Origin of the sequence: Roseomonas sp. KE2513, from assembly GCF_016107305.1 — a bacterium.
Classification (GTDB): domain Bacteria; phylum Pseudomonadota; class Alphaproteobacteria; order Acetobacterales; family Acetobacteraceae; genus Roseomonas.
In genome coordinates, this window is record NZ_RCVR01000136.1 from 1 (window position 1) to 1,379 (window position 1,379).

Annotated in this window: 2 protein-coding genes; both read right to left on the bottom strand. The window is 71.4% G+C overall.

What is annotated here, in order from left to right; genetic code table 11:
* Nucleotides 1–2: 2 nt before the first annotated feature.
* A complete protein-coding gene (gene pcaG / locus D9599_RS30595) occupies nt 3–629 on the bottom strand; it encodes a protocatechuate 3,4-dioxygenase subunit alpha (RefSeq protein ID WP_198385111.1) in 627 nt (208 codons plus the stop codon).
* Nucleotides 630–631: 2 nt separating this feature from the next.
* Entirely contained in the window at nt 632–1,345 is a 714-nt protein-coding gene (gene pcaH / locus D9599_RS30600) for a protocatechuate 3,4-dioxygenase subunit beta (protein WP_198385112.1), read from the bottom strand.
* Nucleotides 1,346–1,379: the final 34 nt, after the last annotated feature.

Sequence of the window (1,379 nt, forward strand, 5' to 3'; positions counted from 1 at the left end):
GCTCAGACTGCCATCCAGACGGTTTCGGCTTCGCCCTGGAGGCGGAGGTCGAGGGTCCAGGTGCTGTTGCCGGTGGGTTTGGCGATCATGGTGCCGCGGCGCGCGGGGGGCACGGCGGTGAGCACGGGGTCGGTCTCGTTCAGGGCCTCGCCCTCGAAGTAGAGGCGGGTAGAGACGTGCTGGAGCAGCCCGCGCGCGAAGACGGCGAGCGCCACGTGCGGCGCCTGCATGGCGTTGGCGCCCGCATGCGGCCCGACCGGTACGGGGCCGGGCTTGAGGGTGGTGAAGCGGAAGCGCCCCTCCTTGTCGGTGGCGCAGCGGCCGTAGCCCTGGAAGGCGGTGGGGTCGCCGTTGGGGTCCGGGTAGCGGCCCTCGGGGTCGGCGTGCCAGATCTCGACCATGGCGTCGGTCACCAGGGCGCCGGTGCCGTCGCGGAGCGTGCCGGTGAGCACGATGCGCTCGCCGGGCGGCAGCTCCCCCGCGAAGTGGCGGGTGGTGTCGGCCCACTCGGGGAAGTCCACCAGGTGCCAGTAGGGGCCGGCGGTCTGGTGGGCGGAGGCGCCTGGGGAAATGGTGGGGGAGGAGATGGTCGCCTCGGAGGGGGCGAGTTCGGGCGTGGCGCCGGCCATGGTCACTGGTCCTCCATGGGCGTGGCCTCGCGGCCGCGCAGCACGATGTCGAAGCGATAGCCGAGCGCCCACTCGGGCTTTGTCAGGCTGAGGTCGAAGCTCGAGACGAGGCGGTTGCGCGCGGCCTCGTCGGGCACGGTGTTGAAGATCGGGTCGAGCGGCAGCAGCGGGTCGCCCGGAAAGTACATCTGGGTGATCATGCGCTGGGCGAAGCCGTGGCCGAACAGGGAGTAGTGGATGTGGTTCGGCCGCCAGGCGTTCTGGTGATTGCGCCAGGGGTAGGCGCCGGGGCGGATGGTGACGTAGCGGTACCAGCCGTCCTCGTCGGTGAAGACGCGGCCCATGCCGCGGAAGTTGGGGTCGAGCGGCGCGTCGTGGTCGTCGCCCTCGTGGTTGTAGCGGCCGGCGGCATTGGCCTGCCAGACCTCGACCATGGCGTGGCGGATGGGCCGCCCGTCCTCGTCGGTGAGCCGCCCGGCCACGATGATGCGCTCGCCCATGGCGTGACCGGCCCCGTTCTCCAGCACCGTCAGGTCCGCCACCTCAGGGTAGCGCGCCGCGGTGAAGAGCGGGCTGCTCGTCTCCGTCAGCGTGTGCGGCAGCTCCAGCAAGGGCTGCTGCGGGTGCCGCGCCCGCGTGCTGCCATAGGCCGGGCTGTCCAGCGGCGGCTGCGTCCCCGCCCCAGGACGACGATAGCCGTGCACCACCTCGCTCATCAACGCTCCTCCAACTCCAACAAAATCCCTTTGG